Origin of the sequence: Fontibacillus phaseoli (assembly GCF_003337355.1) — a bacterium.
In the GTDB taxonomy this organism is placed as follows: Bacteria; Bacillota; Bacilli; order Paenibacillales; family Paenibacillaceae; genus Fontibacillus; species Fontibacillus phaseoli.
Genome location: NZ_QPJW01000014.1, coordinates 73,504 through 90,323, shown reverse-complemented (window position 1 = coordinate 90,323; position 16,820 = coordinate 73,504). Strand labels below are relative to the sequence as shown.

The following is a 16,820-nucleotide window of genomic DNA, read 5'->3' as shown; positions in this document are numbered from 1 at the left end:
TTTGGAAAAAGAAAAACGTCCAGAATTAGTTGTATTTGGCCTTACCCTACAAAAAATCAGGAAAAATAGAGGGTATACTCAAGACGAACTTTGCTTGTTCAGCAATGTGGATAGGTCTTTTATTTCTGAATTAGAGAACGGAATAAAGGCTGCCACATTTCCAATTATTGTGTCACTAACCAAGGCATTGAATATTAGTATTTCTGATTTTATGAAACAATATGAAGAGAACTTTTCAGAATACATTAAAAATCACTCTATATAATAGATAGAGTGATTGGGTTGTAATAAACTTACAATATTATTATGTGATGAATACATAGAACAATGTTCTTTAAAAACTTATTCTTTATACTCTGCAAATAAGAGTTTAAGAGTCATTTATTGTTTCACCTTTTATTAGAAATTGCTGTGCATGTTCCTTATCAAAAGGGACTTTTGAAAAGTATTTTGTACGCCAGTACAATGCCATCCCGATAGCATCAGCTTGATCAGTATTAAATCCTGACGGTTGACCAAGCTCTTGATTCAGATACTCGTACAAGGCCAGCTTACTACCGTTCACGAGCTGCAGCTGTTTATTTACACCAGAAGTACGCCATTGATGGACTTGCAATAGTTTAGCGAATTCTACGCCCTTCTTTCGACTTGTTGATTCTAAAATGAATTGCAAGATACAGAGCTTTCGATAAGTCTCAACGTTTTTCTGATATTGAATTTCTTCAACGACTATAATGCTCCTCAATTAATTTGATGAGCCATTTTTCAATTTGGATAAGGCGTTCGAAATAGTTTACTTTGCCATCTAAATTTAATAATCCATATTCTTTTAATATGTATGATTGTGTGCTTACATTTACGATACAGAATCCGAATTGTAATAACGATTGGTCGCAAAACAATATATTCATTGGGCTAAACTTATTCTGAACTTTCGATTAGCAATGTACTTCTGTACATATTCAAAACTTTCCTCAAAAATCCCATGCATTTCAGCAGATTCGGTGGTAACCTTAAACTCTACTTCTGAAACATTCAGCAATGCAGGAATGTGATATACACTCGACTTTTCTGAACGATACTGTCCTCGTTCAATAACACGAATAAAATTCATTGCAATAAGAATCTGTAGCCGTCTATGTACAGTGCTACGACTGTATCCTGTCATAGCCGCCAATTGTCGAACTGAGAAGAATAGTCTTCCTTGATGGTGAAACATACGTCCTAAGACTAATATTGCCCATGCCACATACTGAGTAATGGGTTCCTCAAACTGAGAAACCATCTCAATATCAGCTATACTAAAAGAAAGCTCATTTGGAATAGCGGAATAAAACTTCTTATTTTTAGCGTAAATGTGGTGCACATCAATTGTAACATCCTGATAAATTTCTTCTTCTGTACTACTGCTCCGGTTATACCTTTTCTCTCGTAAGGCCCACTCTATTACCTTTACTATAGTTTTTTTCTCTGAAAAGCCCTGGTCCTTAAAAAAAAGTGCGATGAAATATTGATAATAGTGCCTCCCAAATGAGTCACCAGGTGTCCTTTGTGGAATTCCATATTTCAACAATTTCTCTGCTAATTGATTTAATGACGAGCCTCTAATAAATTCAGGTGTACGTACTGACTGTATAGGTTCTTCCACGAGTTCTTCGGATTGCTGCACTAATTGGTCTTTTATTTCGGAATTATCACTAACTTCCTCAAGTAAAGCAATTGCCAATTGCTCGAAGCGCTTATTACTTGTTGGAACAATGTCTAAGAAATACTGGACGCTATCCGATGTTGGAAATAAGTTGTGCTCCAAAAACATAGTACGTATCATCGTTTTACGGTGTATGGCAAACGGCAGTTTAATTCCTCGACTATTTTTAGTTTGTTCGGGCCGTAACTCAATACAATGACCATCACATCCCATCTCCTCGATAAAGTATCTTCCAAAACTCACAAGCATAGATATTGGTATATTTCCACTAAAGAACATCCATATATGCCACCCTTTTGAGCCACTATGCTCTACATGAAGTTCGTCATGATCAAAGCCAGCGTCCTTTAACATTTTGAGCAGTTGCAAAGGAATCTCTGGATCTGGCTCATCAATATCAAAACAGAGGAACTTGCTTGCACTTCCAATATAATGGCAGCCTATTGTCCGTTCTCCACCCAAGTGCTGGGCTACAATTTCATTCTTTAATGTCCGCTTCGCTGTATAATACTTTACGCTTTCACCTTGTCCATACTGCTCTATAAATCTTTTGCGCTCACCAATGATAAGCTCATTTATTTTGTTAAGAAGGCCTTCTTTATTTTTTTGTATTTGTGTTTCTAGTACATCTTCCATCTTATATAATCTCCCTTGAATCTATTAATGTCATAGCTCTGCAATTCATTAAATAATCAGGCAATTGCTATGAGTAGGAAAATTATATATTCGAAAAATACAAAGTCAAATCTCGCCAAAAAAGTTGTCTGTGGGACACAAGCTATATATTCTCTCTTTTCTAACCAGAACCAACCAGTAAGCTATAGTGAAATCAAATACTAAGACTCAAGCTATATTTTCTCTCTTTAACAATCAATAAAACAATGAGTGTATAAAAACATAGACTCTCTTGGCAAAAGACATAAAACCAGCTATACTGATCATTACAAGAAACTGGTTAAATATGTAATTAAAAGGAGCTGATTCTGTGGATTTTATTACTCCTAATCACACACTAATTTTTTCATCAATCATTATTGCTTTCTTAGTCTTTTATAAATGGTTCGAGAAAAAGCTGCTCCAAGCTATGTATCAAGAACCTCAAGCTTACTCTAGTATCAACAAAAGTTATCGACTGCAATTTCAAAAAATATACCGCGACAAATCTGATCATCGACATTCTATTTTCTTTGATGATGAATTAACCAAAGCTCGCCTGAATAAAATAAGCTCTCCTCTGAATAAGATGGAATAGCTTTCCCTCCTATTCTGTTATGACCCAATGTCCAAAATTTAATGGAATATATTGTACATTAATTGCTGACCGAGACCATTAACCTGTTAAGACCACGAAGAGTTCCATGAGCCATGAGGAGGGTTTCCAATCAAGTGGGCCGATTAATTATTAGCCTCTTGCTCGGTTCGCCACGCGGTAAGTGACGCGGGACAGAGGATATATGTCTGCGTGCTCTCCTCAGGAGGAAGCAAGAGAGGGGGGGAGGGGTTCTCAGATATTGAATTTGATTCGGTAGATCCTATTGTTTTATGCAAACGTTTTTTTCTAAAAAACAACTATTTTTTCTCGAAAATCACTTACTTTTATCTGTTATCTTAATGTATAAAGCTTATTTCTTAGCACAATCACTAACATTTCATTGTTTTTTTAATGTCTTACTGTTAGCTATTCTTTATAGTATATTTTTATGTGAGCAACCGTGATTCGCTTTGAAATGTGTGGATTCAATTAGGTTGTATGTATTAGATACAATAAATTCAGCACATATAATTAATGCATTCACAAGACTTAATCTATCTTGAACAACAGATAAATTGAACAGAGCAGATATAATAAATGAAATAAGACTTTGCAATTTAACCAAAACAAAAAAAGCCAAGCCTTGTTCCTCTTGAACAATGTGCTTGGCTTATTGTTTTAAATAATATCATCCAGTATGCGTAATACGCTGCTTAACTCCTCGTTTCGATGCATTGTATATATTTCAGTTGAAGAAGTATGCTTATGGCGAAGTAGCTCCTGTGCCAATTTGATATTACCTGTTTTATCTATGATCCGCTTACCAAAAGTATGACGCAATTGATGGCAAGTGAACTCAACGCCAGATGTTTTACTCACACGCTTAATCATCATTACTGCAGCACGCTTACCGGCATGCTCTGACTTTTGGCTCACAAAGCAGAATCGACTTTCAGCAAATCTGCTTTTGGAGCGCTCTTTAATCCATAGGTCAATGGCTCCCCGAAGTTCTGTACTTTCAATCCCTAACTCGCTATAAAATCCACCTTTACCATCCCGTATAATGACTTTTTGCTTGCCAGGCGTCCTAATAATATCTAACAGTTCAAGGTTCAGCATCTCTTCCTGTCTTAATCCAAGATAAAGCATAAGGTATGTCATACATCTATCCCTGTTCCGTAGAAAATCATTTCGTTCCTTCTCAATAGCTTTACGGATATTTCGAATTTGGTTTTTGTCTAAATATTTTGGCTCCCGCAATTGTTCCATAGGTGCTAATACCTCGTCTTTAACCGTAATAATATTTTTAACTTGTCCAATGGCTTGAAGATATTGAATCCATTTACGCATTGCAGCCAACTTCCGGTTTATCGTCTTCGGGTGATTTTTTCTGATGGTCTTTAAATAAGACTTGTATTCTAAAATTTGTAATTGAGTAATTATTTCTGATGAATCTGGAAGTGTATCTCGCCATTGCTCATATTCATTAACCACCGCGCAGTAACCGACGATAGTCTTGGGCCGCATTTCTTGTTCCTTAAGATATCGGGCAAAGTCCAATGGGCATCTCTCCTTTAACATTCTGTAACCTATTTTTTCTTAACAGATAGTCCTCTAATTTAACATTCTGTACCTTATTATAATATAAAAAGACACACAATCTAAATTGTGTGCCTTTTACAAATACAGTCCTATTACTATAATTAAGTTTATTCAAGGTCTATGTGTTGTATTAAAAATTTGATTTGGTATTCATATAAAGAAATGCCAGGCACAACTGAAGCTGCATATTTTAGCTTATTATCCACTTCTTTAGCAACAATAATCCCCTTAACTTCTTTATCAGCTGCGATATTCTTCTTAACCCATCCCATGTAACGAGCTATTTGCCCTATAGCTCTATCAGGTCCTTTTCCTAGCTTCAACTCAAATACGATAAAATCCCCATTTTGGTCTACACATAATATATCAATAGGTCCAACTTCAGTAGGATATTCAACTCCATCACGAAGATTTTCATCAACGAATAACTTCAACATCATGCAATTAATATTAATTGAGGAGAGATTTTGCACTATAAAATCACGTAATTGAGCTTCAAATGGGAAAAGAAAATCTTCAGTAGTTTCGGTGTGCATTTCAATTTGCGAATCAATGCTTCCCTCATCCAACTGTTGTCTTACAACAAGCTTTCCAAAGTTGGAATGAGTTATCTCCCACACGCCATGTTCTTCTGGATTATATATGACCACTTGCCCACGACCGACTGTATATAGAAAATCATATTTAGTTTTAGAAATTCTCGGTTTCTTATTTTCAGGATAATGAATTCTCGATGGTTGATTTACGGTACAAACAATTATTTGGGCATTGATTGTGCCTTCATTTATATCTCCATATGTCCTAAAGATATAATCTTTAATTTCCTGATAACTAACTTTTACATTGGGGCTATTCTCAACAGCTTCTTTAATCATTTGCCAGATAAATGTTCTACTGCTAATGAGATAACACTCCGATCTATAAGAATGTAAAAACTGAGCTAATATCAATTTTACTCCCTGCTAAATACCAACTGAACATTTTTTGCGCAGGCAGTTGTACTACTGAAATACTGCAGAGCGCAGGCAAAGATAGGTTATTTAGCATATTTAACTCAGCAGTCCCTAAATATTCACCTGCCGCTTTTTCGGTTGGCATTAAAAAAGCATTTTGTATTTTAGTAAAGTTATGCGCTTTAATAAAGTCATTATATGCGAGTTGGTATAGATACTGTTTTGTAATGTCGCCAATACCAGGCTGACCCACTATCCTATTTTCATCCAAATAAATATTATAATATTTAGCGTCAAATATTCCAAAACATTCTCCATCTGCAATCGAGTAAATACTAATTATATCCGGAATTAGTGTTTCTTCTACCCGATGTGTTTTTATCACTCTACCTTCTTCTACGCGATTCCATTTCGGTTTCTCAATCAGACCTAGAAGAGTATTGTCCTTATCATTAGAATATTGCTCACTAAGTGTTTGTGGTAATGAAAGATGCTTAAGCTTAGTTTGTAGTTGATTATTAAAGACATCTGAACAAACCTTTTCCCATACAAGATTAAAACTATTTGTTCCAAACAGGCTAATCCCATTCTCTCTTCTATGCAACTTTCCCTTAAAAATATAATTATAAATAGTTTTAAGGACTAGCTGCTTTCGGCTTTGAAATTGAACTGCAAGTTCTCTTGCTAAACGATACAATATATAATCTTCGTCACCGAAATCTGAAAGTTCGCCATCATAAAGAATAGCCGTTTCTATATCAAACAGTTCTAATAAACCTAGCTTCTTTAGTTTTAAAAAACATTCTGTGACTATACATTCATGCAACTGTTTAAAATAGTCTAGTTCATCATCTAAAGAACCGTGTGTATACATCTCTGTATAGTACGCTTTATTATTACTCAGTAATGGATACGTTTCTCCGATAGTTTTCTCCCAGTTAATTTCCCCTTCTCCATTTAGCTCATTAATCTCAATTGGATTTGTATAAATACCATTTTCAGAATAATCATCAATGAAAAAGAGGATAATAGGCAATAAATTAAAATCGACGTTTTCATCATCGCCACTTGCTGATATCAGTAACTGTTCCTTAGAATTATATTTCCTCAATACATGTAAAATTTGTTTCATTTCTTTCAAAGGCACATCAACTTCAGAAATATATTTGGGGTAGCATTTGATAACATAGTTTCCTATATTGATCACCCCAACATAGTCAAAAATAAAGGTGCTATTTTGGGATTTTAAATTTACATCTAATATCTCCATATCTAAAACCTTTTCATATACATCAGTTTCTAATGCCCTTTTCATTTTTTCTTTTACAATACCAAGAGATTTTAATTTCCTAATTAGTGATATGGTTTCCTCATGCTTTATTTGCAAGAGAGAAGCTATTTCTTCCCCTGAGTATCTTCTGAGTTCTTTAAAAAAAGCAGCCTTCATCATATCACCTATACATCTTCATCTTCACTAGATTCTCGTTGCCCTTCATTTTGTAAATTCAACCCAAAAATCTCGTCACCAATTTCATCATAAGCTATGCACACATTTGAATAGGTACTAGCATCGCAACCACTGAATACCACTTTTCGATATTGTTTTGCAGCATCCTCAAATAAATACATCAATAGCTTGCTTTTAAATATTTCATTAAACTTCTCAGTACTTTCTAATGCAGATAATCCTAAAAAGAAGGGCCCTACCAATTTATCCTCATTTACTTTACATGACTTCAAGAGTATTGAATTTAATTCCTTTCTTAATGTGTCCCAGAAAACCTGTTTTCCATTTGGAAGTGTAATACAGTAAGACTGAATAGCATCACTTCCATCATTTATCCCGATATATTCATACTCCCATCTTCTTTTGAATGCAGTGTCCATTGGGAATACCCCCTGGTCTGCACTATTCATAGTCGCCCAAATGTACATGTTGTCAGGTATCATGATTTTTTGGTATTTATTAATCATGCCCCTTTTTTGAGCTTCGTCCTCACAAGTTGAAAAATCCGGCTCCAACTCGAATGCCAAATATGTTCGCAAATCCTCACTAGTTTCAATAGGATATTGGCTGACACCATTTTTTCTGTCTAATAATTGAAAAACATCTCCGAACACTGCGGCAACATTAGCTCTGTTGATTTCTTCAATTATGAGAAGCTGTGGTGTGTGGGTTTTCATCGCTTTAACCAGCGTTCTAGTGAACGGTCCAGGAACAAATTTGTATGTGATCTCTCTGCCAATGGGAACCGGTTTATACGTTCCAACAAATTGCGCATACGAGTAGTTTGGATGGAATGTAACTCGCTCGTAATTTTCTTCGAAAGAAGTCTTTTCCATCTCTAATTTATGACTCTTACCTGTACCAGGTGCCCCAAATAAAATTCTATTGTACGGAAGATTAAGATGACCATGATCATCTTCTGGACCGGTTTCTACTTCAACTTCGTTTTCTCTTACAATCACTTTAAAGTTACATAAGCTTAAGTAAGTCTCAACGCGTTTTTGGTATTCCGACAACTTATCTAATTCCCTATCCCCTCTAAGACCAACATTTCCTTGACTGTAACTCAGAAAATCATTTATCCCTTCGGACAATGATGATTTTAGTATCCGTAATGAACCTTTTGATTCGAGCTCTCCGCTAATGTTTACACTATCATTACCATCCACAAGCTTCTTGTATACGCCATTAAGATTAAATAGTACATCAGTTCCATCTGATGTTAGTTTAAAAACCGCCTCCTCTGAAAACAACATTAAAATTTTAACTAGTTTTTCTTCGGCTGCTCCATCAATCTCAATTTCGAACCCCGTAGCCCACTTCAAGAGAATAGGCATATATTTATCCTGATTTTCTGTCACTAAAAGGTCTATTACATCCATATTCTTGGTAAAGGTAAACTGTTTTGTATATCGAACCCTGCCAGTACGTTCTGCACTAAAGGAGCGTTGTTCTAAAAAAGTTACTTTCGCCAATCTCCAAATTAATTCAAATGCAACTATTAAGGGCTCTATCTGTGACACAAAAAGTTGGTTTTCATTAATTTTATTAATAAATCTATCATCAGGTATACCAAATGTATCATATGTAGGACGCAGTAAATCCTTTAATCGCTCAGCTACGTCGTCCTTTATTTGTATAGTATCTCCATTTGATTGGGAGTACTCGAGATTCGCTACTCTTCCCGAACTTCCCCACAAAAGATAGGCAAGGGATATAGTTTCCCTTACCTTTGGCAAAGATGATTTAATTCCTAATTTAAGATCGATTTCTCTATGCTCTTGTATACTCTCTGGAGTTGTCATTTAAAAACGTCCCCTCTTCTTTTCGCATGTCCTTTAGTAATACATCTGCAATCGATTTTGCTAGTAATGGTGGGACTGCGTTACCCACCTGTTTCATTTGCGAACCTTTGTTTCCTGTGAATTTAAATGTATCTGGAAACGATTGTATACGTGCAGCTTCTCTAACGGTAATTGCTCTATTTAGAAACGGATGAGTGAATTTCCCAGAAGATGGAGTGTCAAATCTAGTTGTAATTGTTACTGAAACCTCTTCTTTTCTCATCCTTGTCCATGTACCACTATAAATAGATTTTGTAAGGTGCTCTTGTGGCAATACCTCCTTGCCACTGTTGGGTGGAATTAAACTTAATCTCTCTAGAGCCAGTAATGAATGATTAGTAGCTACATGATTAGTAAGATTCTTACTTCCTGCTCTAAGCATTGATTGATACTCGCTTTGGGCATTATACCTGTATTCTTGTTCTTCCTCCCCTTCTCCTGAGTCCAAATAAGCTAGGTCGCTTATAGCATCCCATATCGAGATATTATAACCCACTGGTTCTGGAAGATTAGGAGCTATTCCGCCTAACTTACCAATAATTACAGCCCTTTTTCTGTTCTGTGGAACCCCATAATCTGCTGCATTTAAAATACCCGCTGTTAACGAGTACTCAATATTTTCGAACATTTCAATTATTTCATTCTTAAAAAAACCATTCTCTGAGGTAAATAAATTAGGAACATTCTCCATCACAAAATATTTTGGACGAACTAACTCAACAACATTAAAAAAGTATTTGAATAAAAAATTCCGTTCATCATGAATGGTTTTCCTCTGTCCTTTTTGGGAAAAACCTTGACATGGTGGGCCACCTATAACTATATCAATTTTACCTTTATATTTTTCAAATGTATCTTTGAGTGGCAAACGAGTGATATCTTCTACCAACATATTTGTTTTTTTTCTATTATGAACATAAGCATTAGCAATCGATTTATCGTACTCATTTGCTAAGACTACCTCACACCCTGCCCATTCAAAACCGAGAGACATTCCTCCTACACCAGAAAATAGATCAATTACCTTAGGTTTCATATGACGTTGTCTCCACAATTTGTTTTGTTGCATTTAGTCTCCTCAATCCGCTTTTTTGCATTTTGAAAATATTCTTTATTTAATTCAATACCAATAAATTTTCTGTAATTTCTTTTCGCTACTACACCTGTAGTACCACTGCCCATGAAAGGGTCTAATACAGTATCTCCTTCGTTCGAGAGCAGAGATATAAATTGCTGTAGTAACTGCTCTGGCTTTTGTGTTGGATGTTTTCCAAACTTTTTCTCTGTTGAAGACGTAATAGCCGTTTCAAAAAAATCATGTACCATTTTCCCGTCGTTATTAAAAGTTCCTGTTTTTTTCTTATATGTTAAATAAACCCACGCTTCAGTTGAGTTTACAAAATGTAAATTCATATTTCTTGGCATTGGATTAAGTTTATGCCATATACCTGTAGTCTTGTAATAGAATCCATTTTGTTCGGCTAAACGTATTAATGTCTCTACTTTTATTACTGACATAAAGACGATCATTGCCCCGCCCTTTTTTAAAAGTCTGGCAGATTCAATGAAAAATTTATTCATCGATTCTTCCCATTCAGCAAAATCTAAATCATCCCAACCAGCTGCACCAAAGAAGTTATCTCTCATTTTCTTAAGATTTGTATCCCTATCTTTCATAAATAAGCCTAAGTTGTACGGGGGATCAGTTAATATTAAGTCAACTGACTCAGGGTGTAGTCTTTGCATTGCCTTTATGCAATCATCATTAGACAATAAGATGTTAGTCTCTATACTTGATAAAATTTTAGACATTCAGTAAGTTCCTCCTAAGCAGATACATCTATGTGTTTCTTGATGATTTTAATCTAGCGCGCTCTTCCCGCTCTTAACCCAAGTATCCACTTCGGAAACCTTGAATTTCCATTGTCTGCCGATTTTATGTGCTGGCACATCAGTCTTTTTAATCCAATTCCTTATCGTATCCTTTGTCACGCCTAAATACCCAGCAATCTCCTCAAGACTACACCATTTTTCAGCATTGAGTACCATCGTAGACCTCCTACACCGTAACCACGTTCAATATTCAATATCATTATAGTCTCTTATTTAGATAAATTACAATGATTAAGAGGGAATTAGTATAAATAAGTAGCATTAGATATAAATAACATGTTGTTCTCTAACAAATGTTTTTTGAGTGTATAGCGGTTAGAATAACTTGTATGTTCTGACTCTATCCACCTAACTTTTAAAACTCATCGGTTCAGATCTATTTACTCTGGTAAAATAATCAAGTAAGGCTTACAATTAATATTAGGTTTGAGCATTGTTTGGCTTATTGACTTGTATATGAGGAGAAGATAAATCATGGCTCAATTTGAGAAACATTCACTGCCTATCGACCTTGGTACACCTTACTTAACAAATGAAAGTGCGTATTTTTTAGGTGGAATTATTGCTGCTGATGAGACTGTCATTATTAATGGAGTACGATACTGGATTTCCCCGGTTAGGCATAACAACGATTATCCTACAGCATCAGAACTCTTGAGTCACTTCGATTCCGTATCCTCAATAGCTAATATACTTAATAAGATAACTTTTTGGGTCGAACAAGGATATATAAATGGAAATGTAAAAGCCCCTAAATTCACGGGTAGGCAAGTTGGATTTGTTACACTATTTCCGGAAATCGAAGAAACAACTGTTGAAGAATTAGCTTCCTTAATAGAAGAAGTGATTAAACATAGTTCCGATGAGGTAATACGATGTTTTATCGCGGGAATTTTTGATGGTAGAGGGGCTATAGATTTCAATTATCAGAATAATACTATAAGATATATCTCCTTAGATTGTGATAATACCTTTGTTGTTAGAATACTCAGATCCATACTCAGTGACTTTGCAACAAACTATAATACAGCTCGAGAAAGACTTGAGGGTGGAACTCGGCGGGATAAACAGTTAAGAATAGAAAATATTTCATATTACTATAAAACCATCGGATTTGTATCTGATGTAAAATTCAATAAAATACTAGAAGTAAATACAAATTATGCAGTTAATTATGAGGACTCTGTTTTAAAGGGTTTAAAAACTATAAACTAATCTTTTATCCCGTATTGGTAACTAGGTTCATAACCTAAATTGGTATGAGCCTAGTTAGAATTTTTTTCGATGATTATACATGAAAGTTAAGCACTCTCTTCTGAAAATAAACGTTGCTGGTCAAATAGTATTCAATATCAACAGGTTCGCAAGGGAATTCTCAATTTTAAGTAACACTAGATTTGGACGGTGCGGAGATTTTCTGATGGAAGGAAACTACAAATCCCTCTACAATTAAAAGTATTTTATAATGAAAAAGTTTACTGCTGCTGCAGCTTAATTGAAAGAGATTCAGCATATGAACGGCGGACAATAAGGAGATTAGAAGAGAAACGTACAGATAAATATCTGATTTGTTACAAAAAACCACTCGGACATCTTTTATGAGACTTAAACATACTCTACTTTTTTTCATCTTTTTTGAAGAAAACTTCTTGTAGCACGGTCTCTCGAGATTCGCGCTCTTTTCGTATTCCTAAAGGAGATATAGTATATCGTCTATGTTACAAATTGATTTACAATCCTTAATATTACTCCAATTTTATGTAAATACCTAACACACTAATTCGAAGTACGTCTATGATTTTTAGAAATCTTCTAATAAACCCTCCGATGCTATATAAATTAATGATCCTCAGTTTGGATTATCATTATACGCTTAGGTAAAATTTCGATTTCATGATTATAGAACTCTGAATTAAGAATACTCTCACTCGTCACATTAGAAAGATTTATTTTATATGGTCTAACTTTTTCATAACCAATGCTTGCCAAAGGATGAGAGGAGTTTTTATTAATATCAACCAGAAAATCTGGGCACCTCACTAAACATCTCCATGGGATAGAACGAAAATCACTGTGTAGAGCAGAAAAACTCTTATCCGCCCTTAATGTAAATGCCTTCCTAACAGAATCAAGTGGAACAACTGTACAACCTAATTGTTCCTTCTCAAAAGGAAGGTAACAATGCCAGTTTTTATTTAACATATTATCATCAATATAATTATAAAAACAATATAGAGGTATGCAATTATTTGATTTAGAGTATCTTTCCAAAATGTCAATCTGATATTCTTGGCCTACCCTGTGACGTAGTTTATTATACTTTCTATTTTCAGATAATTTTTTTGCTTGTACTGCATAGCGCCACCAACCAGTTGAGTTAGAGCCTATCCACCATTCCCAATCTATGCCTGTTATACCCTCTTCATATTTGTCTGACTTAGAAACCAGAATATCATGTAAATTTGCTCGTTTTATTTCTAACAAATTGATATCTGTAATTGTTTCCTCAGACTGACTGCAATTAAGTTCTTCCCCATACTTTAATCTTTCCCATGTATCAATAGCTAGCTTCTCAAATAAATCTATAGTAGTTTTATACACATTAATCCCCTTTTGCTAATTATTATCTCTTTCTTAAGTTTGCATTTGACAATTGCACTTATTAATATATCCATATTTACTAATTCAAAAAAATTATCAGTCACTTGTTTAATGTTATAAAAACAACCTAAAACTTTTTCTCCGAATCATTAACTTGATTCTCTTTAGTCTTACCGCATTCAACGCAATCTACAGCACAGTTTCTATTAATCTAATCTTCTATATTGAGATAAACCCGGAGGAGTAAGACATCTATGTTATTAAAACAGGCAGACCTACAACGAGTTTATACTTTACGTAGAAACATAAGGTGCGTTAAATATTAAGAAAATGACCAAAAAGAGAGTCTCTTCCTCTCTGGTCATTTTTCGGAAAATAAAAAGTGTTTCTAACTACTTAGAGCCAGTTTCAATATTAAGTAAATATAGTATCACTTAGGCGAAGAACAAAAAAATAATATTTGTCCTCCTAGTTTTAAGTAAATCGATATTTGATCTTCTTCAATCTCAATTTTATCCGTGTTAATATCCTTAGCATAAAATGAAAATCCTGGACTATTTGAGTTACTTTTAATTGAGATTCCTGAAATATCACCTGATTGGGGAATAATTCTCTTAAAATTAATATCGTCGGCTGGGATATTATTAATATCTAGATTAATAGAACCAGAGATAACCCTACATTTCCATATAGTTTTAAAGCCCTTAATATGTTTCATAACATCTTCTAAGCTATACAAATTGAACACCTCCAATAGATACTATATCACAATTTGGAATTAACTGTTAGGTGGAGATATTAAAAAATACCTTTTTCACTTCTCAACAAGATACTCCGTTTTACTTGGTTTTTCACATATTAAATGAAATTAGATGTTTTCCTAAATTTCTCAAGACTATTATTTCTTAAATTGTAATTACAGATCTATAAACTGCCCAATCATAATAGCGAATTAACTTTTTAAAACTTGATTTCAGAGTTTGATTATCTGATTCAAGCAATGAAAGATTTTGATGAATAAATTCCTTTACACTAACTCCATCAAATTTGCCTGTGCCAAGCACCGGTATAAGTTCAATTATTTTAACTAAAGGAGCAGTCCCGATAAGCTCGTTCACATCATTATATTTCTCTCTTATTTCATGCAACTGGCTCTTTTGTGCTCTATTTAAAAAATCATCATATTTTAAATCTAGCTTTTTTATTAAATTCTTACTAAGGGATTCTTTCGATATTGTGCTTTCAGCAATATATTTAAAAACCGGCAAATAAGTATTTGCTCTTAATAGTAAAGGTAGCGTCTCTAAAACAACCTGTTCTGGAACCCAAGCTGTATCTTTTACAATGCATTCAAACAATTCATTTTCAGGTATACTTCCGTATCCTTTCAAAGAAATCTGTTTAGAAATCCCAACTCCAAATACAAACTCTACTTTTGAATTATCATATTGTTTTTCTAATTCAATAGCAGCATGAAGTTGATTATTAGGGTCGTTATGTTTAATAAGTTCATAGATTTGCGTTTTCATTTTTCGCATTAGCTTAGCACTGAATTTACGTTTATTTCTTGAGAGTGCTTTATATACTTGAGAAAAATCTCCACACCTTACAATTGTAATTGGTAAGGATATCTTGTTTATAAGTATTGTGCCTTCTTCAAACGAGTCCTCTTGATCACCTTTAGTTCTTTGTATGAAAATCAGTCTATCCTTGAGCTTATGCAAATTCTCAGTGGTCAAACAGTTTGTAATTGACTCTAAAATACTTACAATATTATTGTCAGACAAAGAATATCCAATAAATACAACGGGGTGTTCAACAAAAATAGTAAGTAGCTTTGCCGCAAGATAAGGATTGCGGTCATTAAAGTCCTTATAGTCTTCTTCTGTTAGTATTAAAGAGTCAGGAGCTGAACAACAACCATGTATTTTGTATATCTCATTAATTTCTTTTGGGTCAGAAAAAAGTAATTCCTTCTGTCCGATATATTTTACAAACTCTTCTTTTTCAAAAATTTGCTCCAATAAATTATCCCAGTTAGTAGTTATAATACCATCAATATTTACTTGTTTTAATGCTTCAATTTCTCTGTCGAGATGTTTTGAATCACCGTAAATATATTTTTTATCTTTTAAATATTTCGATATTTCTATTTTTAGGGGTGTACTTTTACCTGTGATTCTTCCTTTAAATTCTATTCTACTCTCCTCATACTCATCTTTTTCAAACCATATAGGATGAAAATCGTTTGCCAACAATCCTGCGATACGTTCCATCTTACCTTCGACTGATGAAAAGTAGTACTCATATCCCGACTTACTAAACCGAGAAAATCTTTCAAGCAGCCCGGCCCAATCTTCTAATCCTATATATCTTCTAGAAAAACCTGAACCTACAAATAAAAAAGGTGATGACTCAAACTTTTTAAGATGTAAAGCCAGTTTATCTTCTATCATAAGAACCACCCTTCCAATACATATAATCATACATCGTTCTTCTTTTATAATTCCTTCTATCAGAAAAAATTACGGAAGTGATAACACATATAGAGTCTTGTTTATAAGAAAAAGCGTCCGGATTTCCGGACGCTATTAATATTATGATCTGCAATGTTCTCCTATGGTTGATCCATAGCGTGCATGTGCTGGAATCCATCTCCCTTTACGGAAATGCCCCTTAACCCAATGACTTTTCCTATAGTGAGTTCTTACATGTTTCGACTGAGGAAAATTACAAACAAGCACCATAAGAACCACTCCTTTACCCCTTTTTATGTTTAGTAGCATCTACTAACTTATACCCTTGATTAGGTTTAGGTGTAGGCGGTAGTGGATTTCCTTTGGTAGCAGTTACTTCTAAGCCAGTCTTAGTATTTTGATACTGGCCAGATTTAGGAGCTATAGAGCCCGGTTTTAAATTTGCCATGAATAGTTTTCTCCTCTCTCTTCAGAAAATTAGAGAAGAAAGACTTGTCCTATACCCGAAAGCAAATAGAACAGCCCCCGATGGCGATTTTTTTATGCACTTAAGAACAGGCTAAAGACACGAGCGTCTTGTCCAATTCAAATAGATGTGATAAAATTGTCTCGCATAAAACATATCAGGAAGAGAGCATCCAAACTTGGCGGGGAGGAGCTCTCTTTTTCTTTTCTAAAATTATTATACCACTTTATTCCTTGTGCGACAACGATATATATTATCACCTCGTTTAATACACCTGAGGACGCCGTAGAAGCGTTTTTGCTTGAATAAAACCAAATCATCTCCATCGAACTATATAACTCGTATGCATCATTTCAGAGTGTTTTGAATACGTCAAGAACATTCATTCCCCTTTTGGTATGGCTTAATAAAATATAATCATAAATCAGCTTTATTCTTAGTAAGTTTTCCTTTTCTCCATAGTCCCTTTAATCATGAAATTTAATTTATGGTAAACACCCATTCCACCTGTTCATAT

The 16,820-nt window shown here is 34.4% G+C and carries 16 protein-coding genes; 3 read left to right on the top strand and 13 right to left on the bottom strand.

What is annotated here, in order from left to right; all coding sequences use genetic code 11:
• The first annotated feature begins 1 nt into the window (after position 1).
• Positions 2-265, top strand: a complete 264-nt coding sequence (locus DFP94_RS22115; protein WP_114498654.1) for a helix-turn-helix domain-containing protein — start codon at positions 2-4, stop codon at positions 263-265.
• Between the two features lie 105 nt (positions 266-370).
• Here the strand turns inward: DFP94_RS22115 and DFP94_RS22110 are convergent, their stop codons facing one another.
• On the bottom strand, positions 371-673 hold the full coding sequence (locus DFP94_RS22110; protein WP_147273877.1) for a hypothetical protein: 303 nt from the start codon (positions 671-673) through the stop codon (positions 371-373).
• 234 nt (positions 674-907) lie between these two features.
• On the bottom strand, positions 908-2,344 hold the full coding sequence (locus DFP94_RS22105) for a TOTE conflict system archaeo-eukaryotic primase domain-containing protein (RefSeq protein WP_114498652.1): 1,437 nt from the start codon (positions 2,342-2,344) through the stop codon (positions 908-910).
• Positions 2,345-2,693: 349 nt separating this feature from the next.
• Between DFP94_RS22105 and DFP94_RS22100 the strand changes: the two genes are divergently transcribed.
• Positions 2,694-2,960, top strand: coding sequence for a hypothetical protein (locus DFP94_RS22100; protein WP_114498651.1), 267 nt, complete (start codon positions 2,694-2,696; stop codon positions 2,958-2,960).
• A 678-nt stretch (positions 2,961-3,638) separates the two neighbouring features.
• Here DFP94_RS22100 and DFP94_RS22095 read toward each other — a convergent pair.
• The 7 genes from DFP94_RS22095 to DFP94_RS22065 form a co-directional block, all read right to left on the bottom strand.
• Positions 3,639-4,520: a tyrosine-type recombinase/integrase gene (locus DFP94_RS22095; RefSeq protein ID WP_114498650.1), complete on the bottom strand. Its 882-nt coding sequence runs from the start codon at positions 4,518-4,520 to the stop codon at positions 3,639-3,641.
• A 149-nt stretch (positions 4,521-4,669) separates the two neighbouring features.
• A complete protein-coding gene (locus DFP94_RS22090) occupies positions 4,670-5,437 on the bottom strand; it encodes an endonuclease NucS domain-containing protein (RefSeq protein WP_147273876.1) in 768 nt (255 codons plus the stop codon).
• A gap of 43 nt (positions 5,438-5,480) precedes the next feature.
• Positions 5,481-6,965: an LlaJI family restriction endonuclease gene (locus tag DFP94_RS22085; RefSeq protein ID WP_114498648.1), complete on the bottom strand. Its 1,485-nt coding sequence runs from the start codon at positions 6,963-6,965 to the stop codon at positions 5,481-5,483.
• Between the two features lie 5 nt (positions 6,966-6,970).
• Positions 6,971-8,827 (bottom strand): AAA family ATPase, encoded by a 1,857-nt coding sequence (locus DFP94_RS22080; protein WP_114498647.1) that lies wholly within the window; start codon positions 8,825-8,827, stop codon positions 6,971-6,973.
• On the bottom strand, positions 8,796-9,902 hold the full coding sequence (locus DFP94_RS22075) for a DNA cytosine methyltransferase (protein WP_114498646.1): 1,107 nt from the start codon (positions 9,900-9,902) through the stop codon (positions 8,796-8,798). The genes DFP94_RS22080 and DFP94_RS22075 overlap by 32 nt, the downstream gene beginning before the upstream one ends.
• The gene (locus tag DFP94_RS22070; RefSeq protein WP_114498645.1) at positions 9,899-10,678 is read right to left on the bottom strand and encodes a DNA-methyltransferase; all 780 of its coding nucleotides are present in this window, start codon (positions 10,676-10,678) and stop codon (positions 9,899-9,901) included. The genes DFP94_RS22075 and DFP94_RS22070 overlap by 4 nt, the downstream gene beginning before the upstream one ends.
• 48 nt (positions 10,679-10,726) lie before the next feature.
• Positions 10,727-10,915 (bottom strand): helix-turn-helix domain-containing protein, encoded by a 189-nt coding sequence (locus DFP94_RS22065; protein ID WP_114498644.1) that lies wholly within the window; start codon positions 10,913-10,915, stop codon positions 10,727-10,729.
• 318 nt (positions 10,916-11,233) lie between these two features.
• Here DFP94_RS22065 and DFP94_RS22060 point away from each other — a divergent pair, with 318 nt between their 5' ends.
• The gene (locus DFP94_RS22060; RefSeq protein ID WP_114498643.1) at positions 11,234-11,974 is read left to right on the top strand and encodes a hypothetical protein; all 741 of its coding nucleotides are present in this window, start codon (positions 11,234-11,236) and stop codon (positions 11,972-11,974) included.
• 624 nt (positions 11,975-12,598) lie between these two features.
• Here DFP94_RS22060 and DFP94_RS22055 read toward each other — a convergent pair.
• From DFP94_RS22055 to DFP94_RS25640, 4 genes are all read right to left on the bottom strand, one after another.
• Positions 12,599-13,360: a DUF6615 family protein gene (locus DFP94_RS22055; RefSeq protein ID WP_114498642.1), complete on the bottom strand. Its 762-nt coding sequence runs from the start codon at positions 13,358-13,360 to the stop codon at positions 12,599-12,601.
• A gap of 430 nt (positions 13,361-13,790) precedes the next feature.
• The gene (locus DFP94_RS22050; protein ID WP_114498641.1) at positions 13,791-14,099 is read right to left on the bottom strand and encodes a hypothetical protein; all 309 of its coding nucleotides are present in this window, start codon (positions 14,097-14,099) and stop codon (positions 13,791-13,793) included.
• Positions 14,100-14,265: 166 nt separating this feature from the next.
• Positions 14,266-15,816: an SIR2 family protein gene (locus tag DFP94_RS22045; protein WP_245955058.1), complete on the bottom strand. Its 1,551-nt coding sequence runs from the start codon at positions 15,814-15,816 to the stop codon at positions 14,266-14,268.
• 304 nt (positions 15,817-16,120) lie between these two features.
• Positions 16,121-16,285, bottom strand: coding sequence for a hypothetical protein (locus DFP94_RS25640; protein ID WP_181873261.1), 165 nt, complete (start codon positions 16,283-16,285; stop codon positions 16,121-16,123).
• Positions 16,286-16,820: the final 535 nt, after the last annotated feature.